This is a genomic window from Lactobacillus sp. UCMA15818, from assembly GCF_030400225.1.
GTDB lineage: Bacteria > Bacillota > Bacilli > Lactobacillales > Lactobacillaceae > Liquorilactobacillus.
In genome coordinates, this window is record NZ_VJYB01000009.1 from 13,423 (window position 1) to 29,858 (window position 16,436).

The 16,436-nt window shown below is 35.5% G+C and carries 12 protein-coding genes; 5 read left to right on the forward strand and 7 right to left on the reverse strand.

The genetic code is table 11. The features are described from left to right. Positions 1–119: 119 nt before the first annotated feature. Positions 120–1,028 carry a helix-turn-helix transcriptional regulator gene (locus FFX44_RS09665; RefSeq protein WP_289980434.1) on the forward strand — a complete coding sequence of 303 codons (909 nt, stop codon included), beginning with the start codon at positions 120–122 and terminating at the stop codon, positions 1,026–1,028. Between the two features lie 205 nt (positions 1,029–1,233). On the opposite strand, the gene FFX44_RS09670 is transcribed toward FFX44_RS09665, so the two are convergent. Then, positions 1,234–1,986 carry a DUF1003 domain-containing protein gene (locus tag FFX44_RS09670; RefSeq protein WP_289980435.1) on the reverse strand — a complete coding sequence of 251 codons (753 nt, stop codon included), beginning with the start codon at positions 1,984–1,986 and terminating at the stop codon, positions 1,234–1,236. A 540-nt stretch (positions 1,987–2,526) separates the two neighbouring features. Here FFX44_RS09670 and FFX44_RS09675 point away from each other — a divergent pair. Further along, positions 2,527–4,089: a hypothetical protein gene (locus FFX44_RS09675; protein ID WP_289980437.1), complete on the forward strand. Its 1,563-nt coding sequence runs from the start codon at positions 2,527–2,529 to the stop codon at positions 4,087–4,089. A 119-nt stretch (positions 4,090–4,208) separates the two neighbouring features. Here FFX44_RS09675 and FFX44_RS09680 read toward each other — a convergent pair whose 3' ends face one another. From FFX44_RS09680 to trpB, 6 genes are all read right to left on the reverse strand, one after another. After that, complete coding sequence (locus FFX44_RS09680; RefSeq protein ID WP_289980439.1) at positions 4,209–5,651, reverse strand: APC family permease; 1,443 nt, start codon at positions 5,649–5,651, stop codon at positions 4,209–4,211. A 346-nt stretch (positions 5,652–5,997) separates the two neighbouring features. Continuing rightward, positions 5,998–7,347, reverse strand: a complete 1,350-nt coding sequence (locus FFX44_RS09685) for an MFS transporter (RefSeq protein WP_289980442.1) — start codon at positions 7,345–7,347, stop codon at positions 5,998–6,000. Positions 7,348–7,361: 14 nt separating this feature from the next. Beyond that, positions 7,362–7,946: a 3-isopropylmalate dehydratase small subunit gene (gene leuD, locus FFX44_RS09690; RefSeq protein WP_289980445.1), complete on the reverse strand. Its 585-nt coding sequence runs from the start codon at positions 7,944–7,946 to the stop codon at positions 7,362–7,364. Position 7,947: 1 nt separating this feature from the next. Beyond that, positions 7,948–9,324, reverse strand: coding sequence for a 3-isopropylmalate dehydratase large subunit (gene leuC, locus FFX44_RS09695; RefSeq protein WP_289980446.1), 1,377 nt, complete (start codon positions 9,322–9,324; stop codon positions 7,948–7,950). A 6-nt stretch (positions 9,325–9,330) separates the two neighbouring features. Beyond that, the gene (leuB, locus tag FFX44_RS09700) at positions 9,331–10,380 is read right to left on the reverse strand and encodes a 3-isopropylmalate dehydrogenase (RefSeq protein WP_289980448.1); all 1,050 of its coding nucleotides are present in this window, start codon (positions 10,378–10,380) and stop codon (positions 9,331–9,333) included. A gap of 529 nt (positions 10,381–10,909) precedes the next feature. Beyond that, the gene (gene trpB, locus FFX44_RS09705; protein ID WP_289980450.1) at positions 10,910–12,112 is read right to left on the reverse strand and encodes a tryptophan synthase subunit beta; all 1,203 of its coding nucleotides are present in this window, start codon (positions 12,110–12,112) and stop codon (positions 10,910–10,912) included. Between the two features lie 578 nt (positions 12,113–12,690). Here trpB and FFX44_RS09710 point away from each other — a divergent pair. From FFX44_RS09710 to FFX44_RS09720, 3 genes are all read left to right on the forward strand, one after another. Then, the gene (locus tag FFX44_RS09710) at positions 12,691–14,133 is read left to right on the forward strand and encodes an amino acid ABC transporter substrate-binding protein/permease (protein WP_289980451.1); all 1,443 of its coding nucleotides are present in this window, start codon (positions 12,691–12,693) and stop codon (positions 14,131–14,133) included. Continuing rightward, the gene (locus tag FFX44_RS09715) at positions 14,133–14,873 is read left to right on the forward strand and encodes an amino acid ABC transporter ATP-binding protein (RefSeq protein WP_289980452.1); all 741 of its coding nucleotides are present in this window, start codon (positions 14,133–14,135) and stop codon (positions 14,871–14,873) included. The genes FFX44_RS09710 and FFX44_RS09715 overlap by 1 nt, the downstream gene beginning before the upstream one ends. Positions 14,874–15,189: 316 nt before the next feature. After that, positions 15,190–16,386: an acyltransferase gene (locus tag FFX44_RS09720; RefSeq protein WP_289980454.1), complete on the forward strand. Its 1,197-nt coding sequence runs from the start codon at positions 15,190–15,192 to the stop codon at positions 16,384–16,386. Positions 16,387–16,436 lie beyond the last annotated feature (50 nt).

Here is a 16,436-nt window from a genome sequence, read left to right on the forward strand (position 1 = left end):
TAATCACTCCTACATTAAGTTATGCTTATATTTTATAGTGAAATGTTGCACAATATCAGTAGAAGATATATCTTAATCTTAGGGTAAATATATCTTTTATGAAAAAGAGGAAAGCTCAAATGATAATAAATCATACAATAAAAAGTGCTATAAAGATTGATGGAATGGTATCTGAGCGTCGAAAACTGCCTTCAATTACAAGCAGTGCAGCTTATTGCTTTAAAGTTCACATGCAAATGATTGAGTGCATAGCAAGCTGTGCAGTAACATTGGGTACAACAGAAATTCCATTGCGGCCCTTTGATGTGATCTTAATTCAACAAGTCGATCAATTGCTATTCAAGGCCACTGATCAGCCAGCTGAAATTCGAATTTTTGATGAATGGCTGCAAATACCGAATCCATTAAATATGACACTGGTGGGCAATAATCCACTGATTCATGATTTAATGAACGATGTTGATTCGCAACGAAATCAATACGTAGTTTTCCGCCATCTGGAAACTAAAATTGTGCATGGATACTTGAATGTAATTGCTACTTTAGAGAATTATCCAACAGATAAGTTTTTAACATTCCAGCATGAGAGTCTACTGGGCTTGTTATATACTGAACTATTACGTGCACATCGGCAAAAAATTTCTAAGACTGACTCTTCTTTTCCTCAACGCCCTATTCGTTACGCAGGACCGGACGCACAGGCCGGTGCAATCTTCATGTACCTAACACAACATATTAATGATGTAACTTTAGTGAGTGCTGCAACTTACTTTGGATACCAGCAAAACTATTTTTCACGTTTATGTCACGCACTGTTTAATCAATCTTTCTCAACTTTGAAGACGACCTTACGGATGGAAATGGCAGCACGCATGTTATCACTATCAAGTAAAGGTATTGATGAAATCAGTACCGAATTAGGCTATAAAAATTTAACTAGTTTTTATAGCCATTTCCGCAATGAACGTGGACAGACTCCCCGTCAGTTTCGTGAAGAATACCAGCAACATATTCATCAACACTCATAATGGCTGCAGAGATACTATTTGTGTGATTAGTAATCTGATTTTTAAAATATTGCTTGTATATTTGGTCATAAAAAATACCCCATAATAATTAGATTTTTACCTAACTATTATGGGGCATCTCACTTGTAGTACACTCTCTACTTTTTTAATCAAGTTTTTAATTCTATTTTTATACTCATATGTTCCATAATTCAGATTAATACTATTATTTTTTGTCTTTTTCTTCAAAATATTGCTGTAATCTTCTTAATTCACTTACCTGTGACTCAATAGACCCTAGCATCTCCGTTTGGATTTTCTGGATTTGCAATAAATTTGGCTGATCTTGTTGAATTAAGTGATCAATTTTTGAATGCAGAACCCTAATCTCTTCTTCTGACTTCTGATTCACTTGATAATCATTACGTGATTCCAGTCGATCATACTCGGATGAACGATTTTGACTCATCATGATCAATGGTGCCTGAATTGCAGCGACCATACTTAAAAAAAGATTCAGTAAAATAAATGGATATTGATCAAAATGTACACCGAACCAATGAAATACATTTAAAAGTATCCAGAAAATCATGATTCCAATAAAACTTAAAATAAATGACCAGCTACCACCAAAACGTGCAACTCCATCAGCAATTCTTTGTCCAAAAGTCATAGAGTTTTCTAATTGCTTACGTACATCTATTACTTGATAGGCATCATTTTCCATCACACGCGTTAGTTTTCTAGTTAACTTATCGTTTTGCCGATAATCTTTTTCAATCATCTGATCCATCTTTTTTACACGATACTGCACTAGATGCTCACTGCAAATAAATTGGCTGTCAGCAGCTTTCGGATAGTCTCGTCTTATCAGTGCTCGCAGAGAACCATCCAGATCTTTTAGAAAAACCCCGTCCACCAAATCATACTCTTTTTGATCTACAAGACATTTTAGCCCATGCTCCATATTTTTTTCCATTGATAATTTCCCCTCAATTGAATTATTTTAGGCGCCTATATTGCGAGGGAACGTAATCATCAGCACCACTAACCATTGCTTCGTCACTACTATTTATAGTACATCTATGACTATCTGACATTTCCCTCACCACACTTTCTAAAATTCCTGTTGATTTGATACACATTTACCATAGCGATTTATTGCAGAAGTGTCAATCATCTACTTGAACTATAAATTTTTTTTAATACCTAAACAACAAATTATTCTCTAAATATAATTCATTTAAAAATTAAATTGTACGTAATAACTATAAAATATAATTAATTATTTATAGTACTACTTGTTGTCTCCTGCTTAATTTCTTATAATTCTGATGCTATGTAATCTAATTAATGTAAAAGAGGAACAATTCTTATGAGAAGTTTTCAAAAGCACCTATTAATTGGTGGGTGTTTATTTTCGTTTTCAATATTGCTAGTGCTCCCGCAATATTTTCCCGGTGGAATAATTTTAGGCCCTGACTTTTTATTTCATTATAATCGTTTTTATGACACCGCTATGCAAATAAAAACTGGTAATTTTCAATATTTTATTTCTACATATGGATTCCAGCAATCTGGCAGAATTGTTAATGCCTTATATGGTCCAATATTTGCTTACTTACAGGGATTATTACTATTATTATCAAAAACTTGGTACAATTACCAAATTTTTTCGCGCCTTCTCCTAAATATCATTGCAAGTTTCTCTATGTATTTCTTACTACGCACAGGCCATATCAGAATTCGCGTAGCGGTTCCCATAGCCTGCTTTTATTTAACAACTTTTTCCATCCAGGATTGGACATTTCGCCAAGGTTTCACAAGCTGGGGAGCCGCAATCACTCCACTTGCGCTAATTCCAGCCTTCAAATACGTCATAAACCATGAGATAAATAGTATTAAACTTGCCTTATGTGTCGCCTTGCTTCTCCAGGTTCATGTCTTAAGTACTATCCTTTTGGTAATAACCTACATTCCTTTTTTTGCCTATGGACTATTGAAATCAACAAGTCTAAAAAAAGATATTCTTAAAATTAGTAATGCCATCTTTTTATTTTTACTCCTAACAATGAATATCTGGACTGTCTTACTCGCTATTACACATTCAAATAATTTAATATTGCCTTTTACAAACAGGCATATGTATTCATACTCTGTTACAGAGCGCGGCAGTTATTGGCTTTTTACTTCAATCCCCCTCACAGTAATCATAATATTTTTGTTTTATCATTCTATAAAAAAATGGAATAATTATCCACCATTTATTAAAAGCTGCAGCATAAATTTTTTTATATTTTCACTTCTCTCTACCAGTCTTTTCCCTTGGTATTTAATAACTAAATACCAAATAAAAACACTTGAGATTTTTCAATTTCCCTTCCGCTTTTTTGTGATTGTAACAATTTTTGCATGTATTTTATTCGCATACTTTCTGTCAAATCAATTATCTAAGGGCAATGATAAACAAGTTTACGTTATTATTTTACTCGTTGTTTTTGTAGGATTTTTTCAAACCATGACTTTATTAAATAAAAAATATGAAAAGTGGATGACTAGTAATCGCCCACTTAAAAATCTAAGTACACTTGTTTTTAATTCTAAGAACGACAGCCGGATTCACAATTCACTCTATTCCACAGATCTCACTTCATTATTGAATCTAGTTCAGAAAAAAACACCCGATTATTTGCCTAGTTATCACGGTAGTACTAAGAAAAATTACGAATTGTATGGTCATTATATTATTTCTGACAATTCACGTTTCACAAAAGCCGTGCGTAATAATATATTAGTTATCACTTGGTACGGCAAAAAGAAAAAAATAATTAGTATTCCTATAATAAAATATTACAATACATGCCTTATTTTAAATGGAAGAAAAATAATGGAAAGACGTCGCCAATACTGTGTAACAAAAATTGGAACACCTCTTGTAACACAAAAGAAGGGGAAAAATACGTTAGTTGTTAGCTATAACATTGGAAATTGGTTCCTGCCCATCATGTATCTTATCATCATCACATGGATTAGTTGTCTAACTTATATTGTACTGAAATTATTTAGAAGATTTAAAAAATAAACTACAGATTCGACAAAAAAGAATTGATAAAAATTAGCACAGACTAAATTTATCAATTCTTTTTTTATTTTTAGCATTAAAAATGAAAGCTTTATTTTATTATTTTAAACCCATTACAATTACTTATTTCTATTGAGTTCACGTTTTCTAAGATAAGGTAACAAGAATCCTACTCCAAACAAAACGAAGACAGTGATAAAGTTCATTATCAATTGATAATCGAATGACTTAGTCCCATAATCAGCATCCTGCGGAATAAAGCCTAGCGTAGCACAAACAAATGTGAATAAAAAACACCAGCCACCGACAATTAATGCAATTTTACGGTTCCGAATAAATATGTAATTTGAATGGAATTCCTTTTCGCGCCATCTCATTGCTAAAAATGCAAAAAACACCCAACAAGTTTTATATGGTGAAACTATTCCGTTGATATTCAATAGCCAATTATAGATAGTATTGATATTTGGTAGAGTTCCCGTCAACAATAACAAAAATAAACTCAATCCTGTAGTCATCAAATATGAATTGACTGGTAACCCCTTTTTATTTTTCTTAGTTAACCAGCTTGGCATAAACTTATCAGCCACATCTCCCGCAAAAACACGGCTTGATGCATCTAATAAAACCGCTAATTGTGCCATCATGAAGATTGCTTGCACAATCGCAAAGAGATACATTAAAAACTTGCCTAATCCAAGTTCTGTACCAAGCATTGAAAAAGCATAATATGGCCCATTCATCTTAAAATCATGTGGAATAGCATTTGCATTGAAAAAGACTGCTAATGACAATGTTCCAAAAATGGTTAAAAATGCTGTCATTAACGCTAACAACCACATTGCCTTGGGAAATTCATGTTTAGGATCACGCATTTGAACTATATATGGAGCTGCTAGTTCGGCACCTGACATCGCAAAAATCAGTAGTCCTGTGGTCGAGAAATATTTCAAGCTAAAATTTGGCATAAAAGCTCCCCAGTTAAATGGCTGTGTCGCAATACGAGCTCCGTGCATCAATGCATACCCTGCAAGTAAAACAAACAACATTGACATAATAAACATTGCACCACCACCGATTAGCGACAATGCTTCTAAAGAATTTTTAATCGCGTTTTCTAATAGAATAAATATTAGTATTATGGCAAAAGTCAATAGGCCAAATTCAAACGTGGACATCTTATTGCCTAAGGTGTTATTTCCAAGAACCATCCAACTAAATGAAACAATCACCGAATTAGAAACATCCACTATGTACGGAACACTTTGAATCCAGTACATCCACGAAGTCCAGTAACCTAGTGTGTCATTACCGCTCCGTCTTACCCAAGAAGCTAATCCCCCACTTTGATTATCAAAAGTCAGACTCAATTGACTGACGATTAGTTCATATGGGATTACGTAGGCAAATAATAGGAAGATCCAAGATACAACAACAGAAAGTCCCTGATTTTGGTATGGGTAAAAAATATTTTCAAAACTAATAATGGTTACAAAATCTAAAAGTGCGATTACTGGCCAACTCATATAGTTTTTTTTGGACTGTAAAAAATTATTAGGCATAATTATTCCTCCAATGGGGCTGAATCAAAAGTTAAATTTTGATTCAGTTTCTTTATTTATTTCGTATAAACGTGTTTCATAAGTCAAAATTCTCTGTCTAACTTCGAATTACTCATAGCAAAGTACTCGCTGTGTTCGTAATTTCGAGTTAATACTCAAATTTTCCCGACTTATGGCACACTCCCATTTGGTGGCTTATGCAAGGTTGTTGCTATTTCTGAACACAAGAAGGTTATCCTCACTTAATCTAAAGTCGACTAACGATTAGTCACAATTAAGTATTTTAAAACAAATAGTTAAAGAAATAAAGAGGGATTGTCTTTAAAGAAAGTTCTGCCATGATATTTTAATCGACTTCCTGATTATTAGTTTCAGGTCCAAAAAAATATACAATCACTGCAGCGATTATCGCAAAAATACTTATTACAATAAAAATCATTGTAGTATTTGAAATACTCAACAACCATGCAACCCCAAGTGGCATCCCTACAGTTATTAACTTAGATAAACCATTGGCAATCCCTGCCCCGCGAAAGCGATACTTGGTTGTAAATAATTCCGAAACATAAACACCAACCACCGATGCCATTAAGATATAAAAACAAGTAGTCAACAGGAATCCAAGTACCATAACAGTTACTGAATTAGTCTGCTGTGAATAAATAATGCCTAAGACTGCTGCAAAAATAAAGGCGGTGACAATCGTTGGCTTTCTGCCAACCCTATCCACTAATTGCGCACCCAAAAATGCACCTGTCGGGGCTCCCAGCAACATCACTGTCGTAAATCCTAAAGAAGAAACAATGTTAATTCCTTGCTTAACCAAAAGTGTTGGCACCCAAGAGGTAAACGTATATTGGCAGACAATTGTTGCTGAAACAGCAACAATTGCAACAAGAAGATTACGTCCAAAATGACTATTAATTTCAGCAGCAGCCACGGTACTATTTATCTTGGAATTAATTTGGGCTTTGCTTACTCCTTCATCTTTCATCTCGTTTTCAATCTCATTAATAACATCTTGAGCTTCATCTATTCGACCATGTGCAATGCTCCAACGAGGTGATTCAGGTAAACTGCGACGAAAATACCATAAGATTAACGCAGATATTCCAGAAATAATAAACATTATTCTCCAAGTAAAATGTGGAATCAATAATGTACACATCAACATTGTGATTGGAGCTCCACAATTAGCGATAAATGAAGTTAGTGCACACCATTTTCCACGACTCTTGACTGGTGCAAATTCATTAATCATTGCATATCCGGTAACTATCTCAGTTCCTAATCCAATACTTGCAAGCAAGCGGCAAGCAATTAAGAAGTACATATTAGGTGCGAATGAACCAATCAGGGTAAAAGATCCAAAGACAATCAAGTTCAGCTGATATGCTTTCTTTCTCCCAAAAAAGTCTCCCACTATTCCTGCAAATACCGATCCTAAAAACAAGCCGAAAAAACCAACTGCTAAAAAAATTGAGTTAAGTTTCAATGTTGACCAATTTGTTTCCAACAAATAGCTGCTTACTCCACTCGCTAAGTACACATCAATCGCATCTAGAAACATACCAGCTGAAACTAAAATAAAAATCTTATAAAAAGTTGTTGTTGGTTGTATCTGATTCATTCTTGCCTTTAATTGCCATGCTTTTTTATTATCTTGTATATTTTTTGAACTGATTGTTTCTTCCATATATACTTTCCTCTCTATTCAAAAATTGGCATATTTTTTTCGAAATTACTTATTTTTTCTTCTTGTCTCAGTGTTAATTCAATATCGTCTATTCCAGCAATAAATTTCTGTTTCCATGTTGCATCTATCTCAAATGCGTACATTTTATCTTGCCAAATTACTTTTTGCTGTGGTAAATCAATTGTAATCTTGTCATCAGGCGCTAACTGCGACAAAATATCTCTTGTACTCTGTGGCAAAATAATTGGTAATATTCCATTCTTTGTACAATTCATAAAGAAAATGTCGCTATACCCGCCAGCAATTATAATTTTGAATCCCCAATCTTTGAGGGCCCATGCTGCATGTTCGCGTGAAGAACCACACCCAAAGTTATCACCACTAATTAGAATCGTTGCATCCTGATGTTCTGGTTTATTTAATATAAAGTCTGGGTTAGGTGTTCCATCGTCTAGAAAGCGCCAATCATGAAAGAGATGCTGACCATAACCTGTTTTTAAGATGTTCTTCAAGAACTGCTTCGGAATAATTTGGTCTGTATCAATATTATTGTTCATCAAAGGAATTGTTGTCCCTTTGTGGATTGTGATTGCTTCCATATTAGATTGCCTCCTTTTGGCGAATGTCAACAAAATGTCCATGAATTGCTGCGGCTGCAACCATTGCCGGACTTGCAAGATGTGTTCTTGCATTTTTACCTTGCCGACCTTCAAAGTTACGATTAGTTGTTGATGCACAGTGAATTCCAGCTGGAATTTTATCTGGATTCATTGCCAAGCATGCTGAACACCCTGGTTCGCGCCATTCGCACCCTGCATTCTTAAAAATCTGATCTAATCCTAATTCTTCAGCCGCATTCTTAACCGCTCTTGAGCCTGGAACAATCCATGCAGTTACGTTTTCTGCAATATGATGGCCCTCCATAACGTGGGCAGCCTCTTGAATATCTGCCAGGCGACCATTCGTACATGATCCAATGAAAATCCACTGAATTGGGATATCTGTTGCCTTAATTGCTGGCTTTAAATCCATGTAATCGTATGCCCGCTGCACATTCATATCTGTAATCTTTGGTAAATTTGCATTTACTGGAACTGCCATTGAAGGATTAGTCCCCCAAGAAACATAAGGTGCTAATGTACTAACATCAAATTCAATTACAGTATCATAGTCAGTAATATCATCCGTATAGAACTGTCGCCAGTATTCAATAGCTGTATCTAGATCTTTAGGTGCATACTTCCGACCTTTCAGATATTCAAAGGTTGTTTGATCTGGGCGCATCATTCCCATCTTTGCTCCGCCTTCGATTGCCATATTACAAATAGTCATTCGATTTTCCATCGACAACTGCTGTACTGTTTCGCCAAAGAATTCGACTGCATGTCCAGTTCCAAAATCAACGCCATTTTGTGCAATTAATGCCATAATAATATCCTTTGCAGCGACTCCTTCTTGCAGTTTCCCGTACAAATGAATTCCCATTGTTTTAGGCTTAAGTTGCCAAATTGTCTGCGTAGCCAGCACATGTTCAACTTCAGATGTTCCAATTCCAAATGCAATCGAACCAAATGCTCCATGGGTTGCAGTATGTGAATCCCCGCAAACTACAATTTGCCCAGGCTGCGTTAAGCCAAGTTGTGGCCCTATTACATGGACAATTCCTTGCTCTTCATTCCCCATATCTGCCAAACGAAGTCCGAATTCTTTGCAATTTGTTCGCAGTGTTTCGATCTGTTTGCGTGAAATCTGATCCTTAATATTGAAAATGTCTTTCGTTGGTACATTATGATCCATTGTTGCAAAGGTTCGATCAGGTCGTCTCACAGTTCGCTTATTCGTTCTCAACCCTTCAAAAGCTTGCGGTGATGTAACTTCGTGTACTAGGTGCAAGTCCACATAAATTAATTGCGGTTCTCCTTTTTTTCCACTAACTACATGTTTCTCCCAAAGCTTGTCAAATAATGTTTTTCCCATTCTATTTCATCCTCTCAAATTCTCAATTATTCGTGCTGTAACTTCCTTGGTTGTCGCTTCACCGCCAAGATCTGGTGTTACACTCCCCATTTCAATAGTTTGTTCAACTGCGTTTGCAATTCTATCAGCTATCTCGTATTCTCCAAATGACTCTCGAAGCATCATCTCAATACTTTGAATCATTGAGATTGGATCCGCAATTCCTTTCCCAGCAATGTCAGGCGCTGAACCGTGGATTGGCTCATATAGACTCGGTCCATTAATACCTGTACTCATAGAAGGAATTGTTCCAAGTGATCCTGTTAAGACTGATGCCTCGTCGCTTAAAATATCTCCGAATAGGTTTGCCGTAATAACTACATCAAAGAAACTTGGACGCGTAATAATTTTCATTGCCGCAGCATCAACGTAACAGTAATCAACAACAACTTCTGGATAATCATTGCTCATTTTCTGTGCCACTTGCCGCCATAATTTTGAAGTAGCTAACACATTGGCTTTATCGACAACCGTCACATGTTTCTTGCGGTGCATACTCATTTCAAAACCTATATGCATGATTCTTTCAATCTCTTCCACCGTATAACTTGAAGTATCAACTGCTGCATGCTCATCTTGCCTCCTAGGAGTTCCAAAATATATTCCACTTGTCAGTTCTCGCACAATTACAAAGTCAGTATTTTGAATTACTTCGGCTTTGACTGGAGACTTTCTAGCTAAGACTGGATTAATCTTAGTTGGACGGATATTTGCGAATAATCCAAGTTTGTTTCTAATTGTTAATAAGCCCGTTTCTGGCCTAACACTTGCCTTATCCCACTTAGGACCGCCAATTGCACTGAGCAAGATTGCATCAGAACTTTTGCAGCCTTCAATAGTACTTTGTGGTAATGGCTCGCCACAGCTATCAATTGCTTCGCCGCCAAAACGATACTTATGTATTTGATATTCAAACCCTGTTCCTTGTTTAGCTGCTTTTAATACCTCAAGTCCTGCAGCCATTATCTCTGGTCCAATATAATCGCCTTGCAAAACTGCAATTCTTTTTATTTTCATTAAATTTGTTCCCTCCGCTTATTTTCAATTGATTCTACTCAGACAAGAGGGTTGGGCCAGAATGACCTAACTTCTCTATTTATTCCGTATAAACGTGTTCCATAAGTCAAAATTCTCCGTCTAACTTCGAATTACTCATAGCAAAACACTCGCTATATTCGTAATTTCGAGTTAGTACTAAAACTTTTCCAACTTATGTCACACTCCCAGACAAAAAGACGCCTCATTCAATATAGAATGAGACGCCTTCCTCCCGAGCCCCATTCCTATAACGGTAAATAGGACTCGACTAATAATGTCAGAGTCCTGGGTCATAGTAGTAGGGCAAATTCAATTGTGAAACTATTACACATACTATTATTCATGGTTAGGACTCCTTTCGTTTAATTTAATAATAATCTAACGCGATTTTCATACGTTGTCAATGGAAATTTGCAATAAAACTTAATAATAATAAAAAAATTCTCAATTTATAAAATTTAAAATTAATAATAAATAGTTGCTTCACAATGTTTGCTTCTTACATTGCTCACACTTCGATTCCCAAAAAATTGGCAACTTGTTCGACATCTTTGTCTCCCCGTCCAGAGATATTAATTATTACAATTTGATCTTTATTCATCTTAGGCACAATTTTTACCGCTTCTGCAACTGCGTGTGAACTTTCCAATGCTGGAATTATTCCTTCAGTCTTAGATAACAGAACAAATGCATCAATTGCTTCTTGATCTGTAATTGCATCATACTGTGCTCTTTTCGTATCCTTAAGATAAGCGTGTTCGGGTCCGACTCCAGGATAATCAAGTCCAGCAGAAATTGAGTATGCCGGTAACACATTTCCTTGCTCGTCTTGCAGGACATATGTTTTCATCCCATCCGAAATTCCAACAGTTCCGTTTGTCATCGTAGCTGCATTATCTGGTGTAGCAACACCTTTGCCTGCTGCTTCGGCGCCAAATAATTTAACTTCAGGATCATTAATGAATTCTGCGAAAGCTCCAATTGCATTCGACCCCCCACCAACACAAGCAACTATTGCATCTGGCAATCGCTTTTCTTTTTCCAGAATCTGCTTACGAGCTTCTTTACTAATGACACTTTGAAAATCTTTAACAATTGTTGGATAAGGATATGGTCCAACAGCCGAACCTAATACGTAGAAAGTGTCATCTAAATGTTGTGCAAAATGACTAAAAGCAGCATCAACAGCATTCTTCAAAGTCCCATTGCCCTCATTAACAGAATGGACCTTAGCACCCAATAAGTTAATTCTAAAAACATTTAGTTTCTGCCTGCGAACATCTTCTGCTCCCATAAATATTTCACAATCCATCCCAAATTTTGCTGCCGCTGCTGCAGTAGCTACCCCATGCTGACCAGCACCAGTTTCTGCAATGACCTTTGTTTTACCCATTCTTTTAGCAAGAAGAATCTGTCCAAGAACATTGTTTAATTTATGGGCTCCTAAATGATTTAAATCCTCTCTTTTTAAATATACTTTTGCACCACCCAATTTCTTAGTTAATGATTCAGCAAAATAAAGTGGTGTTTCGCGCCCAGAATAATCTTTTAAATAATATGCTAATTCTGCTCTGAATTTCTTATCATCTTTATACTTTAAATATGCGTCTTCTAGTTGTTGCAATGCACCTGCAACATCGGCAGGAACATATTGTCCACCAAAAATTCCGTAATATCCCTTTTTTGTTTGTAATCCTTTTTTTTCTGTCATAATAAAAAACTCCTTTTTATTTTTTATAAAAAGAGAGTCTCGTCCAATAAAAAAACTGACCACACATAGGTATGCATGATCAGTCCTTGAATAAACTGTATCCGGCATAGACTCTCTCAAAACTACAAAAGTAATTAAGCAAGTCTATGTCCATAAAAAACACCCGACCTGCCCTAGCTACGCCAAAGTTGCCATGTTTGAATGTTTAAAATCATAATACAGTCATCCTTTCCGTTATTAATTGCTAATTATTATCACTTTATTCTAACCAAAAGTCAAGTGCTTTATTATTTTTATAAAATTTTTTATTACGAATTTTTGTGTACTAAAAAATTTTTAATACTGAACATTTGATCTTAAAAATATAGTAAAGCGCTTATGTTTTATTGTCTTGTATCATCCAAATATCCTTACTACCTCTGTTATATTTGATTTATTGTGAAATTAATTGGATACAATATAGTTTCGAATAAATTATTAATGGCCCTTATTATTTACGATTAATATGCTACAATTATTTTTAATTACATGTATGTGATATAATTGGCATATGATATTAAAGGATAGAGGGAGATTAAATGAAAATTAGATTAAAACTTTTTTTTGCATTATTTTTTGCAACTTTAGGGATGTTTGCCTGGCACGCTCCACAGGTACACGCTGCCACGACTTACACAATTGGTACAGATGTTACCTTTCCCCCATTTGTTTATGCAAATTCCAATAACAAATATGTAGGAATCGATATGGAATTAATCCGCTCCATCGCCAAAGAAGAAGGTTTTAAAGTCAACATAAAACCACTTGGATTTAATGCAGCTGTTCAGTCCCTCAGTTCTGGGCAGATTGATGGCGTTATCGCTGGAATGACGATTACTGATGAACGTAAGCAAACGCTCAACTTTTCTACCCCTTACTATGAATCTGGAATTGTAATGGCAGTTGCTCCTAGTAGCAAGATTACAAGCCTTAAAGGATTAAAAGGGAAAACCGTTGCTGTCAAAACCGGTACACAAGGTGCTACATATGCAAACTCAATTAAAGACAAGTATGGATTCAAAATCGTCACTTTTGATGATTCTGATAATGTCTATAACGATGTTAAAACAGGTAATTCTGCCGCATGTTTCGATGATAGTGCTGTACTTAATTATGGCGTTAAAACTGGTTTAGGTCTAAAAATCGTTACGAAACCTACCGATGTTGGACAATACGGATTTGCTGTTAAAAAAGGACAAAATCAAAAATTACTAAAGATGTTCAATGCTGGATTGGCTAAACTAAAGAAAAATGGCAAATACGATCAAATTATCAAGAAATATACTGGTAAAGCAGCCACAACCAAGACAAGTAAATCAAACTCTGAGGGTAGTACTTTCTTCGGCCTTTTGCGCCAAAATCAAAAAGCTATCCTAAGCGGAATCTTAGAAACCCTTAAGTTGACAATTGTCTCCATCATTTGTGCAACGATTTTTGGAATTCTTGTTGGATTACTTGGTGTTTTACCCAACAAATTTGCACGCGGCATCTCTACGACAATTGTTTACATTTTTAGAGGTTTGCCTTTGCTAGTACTCGCCTTATTCATTTATAATGGTGTTCCTAGTCTAACTGGTACCAAGATTCCAGCTTTCGTAGCTGGTATTATTACTTTGACTTTAAACGAAGGTGCTTACACTGCCGCATTTGTTAAAGGTGGGATTGAAGCTGTCGATATTGGACAGATGGAAGCTGCGAGAAGTCTAGGGCTACCTTTTGGTAAAGCAATGGGCAAGGTTATCCTACCGCAAGGTATCAAGATAATGATTCCTTCATTTATCAATCAATTTATTATTACTTTGAAGGATACCTCGATTCTATCGATTATCGGAATTCTAGAATTAACTCAAACCGGTAAGATTATTATTGCTCGTAACCTTGAAGGATTTAAAGTCTGGGCCATCATTGCGGTAATCTATCTCTTAATTATTACATTGTTGACATTACTATCTAAGTGGGTTGAACGGAGGATTAATGACTAATGGCTAATTTAAAAGTAGATGTAACAGATTTGAATAAAAGTTTTGGTGATAACCATGTTCTTAAAGGAATTGATTTCAAAGTTGCCAATAATGAGGTTGTCGTGTTGATAGGGCCATCTGGTTCTGGTAAGAGTACACTTTTACGCTGTTTGAACCGACTTGAGAACCCTACTTCTGGGAAAGTATCAATTGATGGAAAAGATATCAGTAATACTAAAACCAATATTGATCAAGCTCGTGAAAATATTGGAATGGTTTTCCAGCATTTTAATCTCTTCAACAATTTAACAGTTGGTCAAAATGTCGAATTAGCTCCCGTTGAATTAGGTAAGCTTTCAAAAGAAGATGCTGCTGCACAAGCAAAAAAATTGCTTACAACTGTCGGACTGGAAGACAAGTATTCTGCTAAACCACAATCTCTTTCTGGGGGACAGAAGCAGCGTGTTGCAATTGCACGTGCACTTGCAATGAACCCCGACATTATGTTATTCGATGAACCAACATCCGCACTTGATCCTGAAATGGTCGGTGATGTCCTAGAAGTAATGAAGAAGCTCGCAAAAGAAGGAATGACCATGGTCGTTGTCACCCATGAAATGGGCTTTGCAAAAGAGATGGCTGATCGTGTGGTCTTTATGGCAGATGGTGTCGTTGTAGAAGAAGGAAAACCAGAGGCTGTATTCGATCATCCAAAAAACGAACGAACAAAAGCATTCTTAGATAAAGTTATCAACGTATAAAAACAAGATTAACGTGCATAAACCGGATTAGACGGAAAAGTTATAGTAAATTTATGCGTAATCAATTAATCACTGGGGTTGAATCAGAAGTTAAATTTTGATTCAACCCTCTTTTTATTAAAAATAAATATATCTCATAAGTCAAAATTCTTCATCTAATTTTAATTTCTAAACTATAGCGCATTCCTTTTTTCTTTAAAAATTCATGTTTTATTTGAAAAACAAGCAAATATCATTTCAAAAAAAATCTTATCTTTCTTCTAAAATAATATATAGCTTATGCTTCAAATATATTTATTTAGAAAAGGGGTTCCTTTTGACTAATACTACTGCTACACAAAAACGTCGCCATTTGTATGAAATTGATTTTATGCGTATCTTTTTTACCCTTGGTGTATTATTTAATCATACAGTTAATAAATTCACTTCAGCAATGACAGACGGTAATACTTACTATACTGTACGCAGTGCGCGTGTCATGTTCCACTATACTAGAATGGGATTTATTTTTATCAGCGGCATTGTTTTAACTTTGACATACTTTAAAAAACATGATTGGTCAAAATTCCTCAAAAAAAGATTTGGTGGCAGCCTCTGGCCTTACCTAGCATGGAATGCACTCTTAATGACTTTAATGATAATGATTGGTAATCCGAATTATTCACTTGATTCATTTGGCAGCAAATACTTCACAATTGTGATGCACGGAAGTAGTTTTTATCTTTATTATATGCTGCTTGTAATGCAACTATATCTACTATTTCCTGTAATTGTTTATCTTTTTCAACACTTTGCAAGACACCATTCACTGATTCTATCAACCAGTTTCACTATCCAACTGTTGACAGACTTTTGGATTAAATACGTTATGAGTCAAACCGATACCAGCTCTTGGCCTTATTGGATTAAAGCGGTCAGCATCAATATCTTTGCATATCAATTCTATATATTTTTTGGTGTTTATACTTGGCTATATCACGAAAAAGTTTATGCATTTCTTGAGCGGCATATTAAGCAGTTAATAATTCTCGCTATCACAATGGCCTTTGGTATGATTGCTTATTACCGTATCTGGAACCAGCAATACTTGCAGCTAGATAGCGATCACGCCCTATCTCTTCATCAACCTTATATCGTATGCTATGATATTGTGATGCTTAGCCTAATCTTTTGGATTGGAAAAAAATATGCACAACGCCAAGCTCGTGGTTTGCCAAATTGGTTACAATCACTAATGGATCGAGCTGTTAAAGTCAGCTTTGGTATGTACTTGAATCAAACAATCGGTCTCTTGATCGTAAATTATATTTTAAGTACCCTTTCACTGCCAAACTGGTTACTATTGATACTCATCCCTGTTGGATGGCTTCTTGTTGTTTTTATCTCATTTGAACTTGCATGGATTTGTTATAAAGTTCCCCCCTTAGGATTTCTAGTAGGACGTCCCAATTGGCACCCACTTAAAAATAGCAAGCTCTCTGTATTTAAAAAGATTTCTGCTTCTAAAGAATAAAAAATTCATTGAAATGGAGTCGCAGTGCCATACTATCATCCTAGCTTCTT